Here is a 1,183-nt window from a genome sequence, read left to right as displayed (position 1 = left end):
ACAAGAAACAAAAGTCTGTGCAAAAAGAACTTGAAGCGGCTAAGTTTGAACTAGAGCAACAACGTCAAGAGCTCGTAGATCATTTTGCACAAACCGCAGAAATGTTGGATACCTTGGGTAAGGATTACACTAAACTCTACCAACATATGGCGAAGACCTCTTCAGAACTTCTGCCTAACTTGCCAGAACAAGATAACCCGTTTGATAAGAAAACGGCGATGTCTTCAGAGCAAATCAAAGAAGACCAACCAGAGGTCAACGAACAACCAAAAGACTACGCCAACGGCGCGACTGGTCTTTTGAAAGATCAAGAAAAAGAGATCATCAACGCTCCCGACGTGGTGACGGCTAAAGCCTCTTAACCTGCTCTTTTCCTTTCTTTTGGGTCGATATAAATCGTAATTTGTATCGACCCTTTTTGAACTTTTCTGCAGTAATCCCTCTCTAACTTGCATGTGAACTGCCGTCACCCTTTGAATATCCAAACTAGACCTTATATTAAAAATATCAATCAAGATAAGTTGATGTTCATAAACCTATGCAGGCAATTCGTTTCAGTCTATTACGGCCTTTGAATAATGGCATGCGCTATCGGTTGGGCTAAACGTACCCTGTCATGGATGACCAAACGCTTATTCTTATTGGTGTAAAGTGCGGATATTTCTTTTTGGCAGACATGTTTCAAGAGGAGTTATTGGATGAAAAAGCCATTGCTTGCGCTAACCGTTCTATCTTTAAGTTTGAGTTCCATTATCACGCCGATAACGGCCACGGCAGCACTGCCTCTAAGTGTTGATGGCCAGCAATTACCAAGCCTAGCCCCGATGCTAGAAAAAGTGACCCCAGCAGTCGTGAGTATTGCGGTTGAGGGTAAACAAGTTCAAACCAGTCGTATTCCGGAACAATTTCAGTTCTTCTTCGGCCCTGACTTCCCGATGGAGCAAACTCGAGAGCGTCCATTCCGCGGATTGGGCTCTGGCGTCATTATTGATGCCCAAAAAGGGCACATCGTCACTAACTATCATGTGATCAAAGGCGCGGATGAAATTCGAGTGCGCCTCTATGACGGCCGCGAGTACGATGCAGAACTCATTGGCGGTGATGAGATGGCAGACGTCGCATTGCTGAAATTAGAAAAAGCGAAAAATCTAACTCAGATTAAGATTGCCGACTCTGACAAGTT

General features: G+C 44.2%; 2 protein-coding genes. Both read left to right on the top strand.

Features of this window, described 5'->3' with window-relative positions; translation table 11 throughout:
- Window positions 1–362 (top strand): Z-ring associated protein ZapG (zapG, locus tag R7Q38_RS24050; protein ID WP_318114574.1); only part of this gene is annotated, 362 nt, incomplete at its 5' end.
- Between the two features lie 336 nt (window positions 363–698).
- Window positions 699–1,183 (top strand): trypsin-like peptidase domain-containing protein (locus R7Q38_RS24045; protein ID WP_318114572.1); only part of this gene is annotated, 485 nt, incomplete at its 3' end.

Origin of the sequence: Vibrio sp. Vb0598, from assembly GCF_033338935.1 — a bacterium.
Taxonomy (GTDB): Bacteria; Pseudomonadota; Gammaproteobacteria; order Enterobacterales; family Vibrionaceae; genus Vibrio; species Vibrio alginolyticus.
This window is presented reverse-complemented; position numbering and strand designations above follow the sequence as displayed.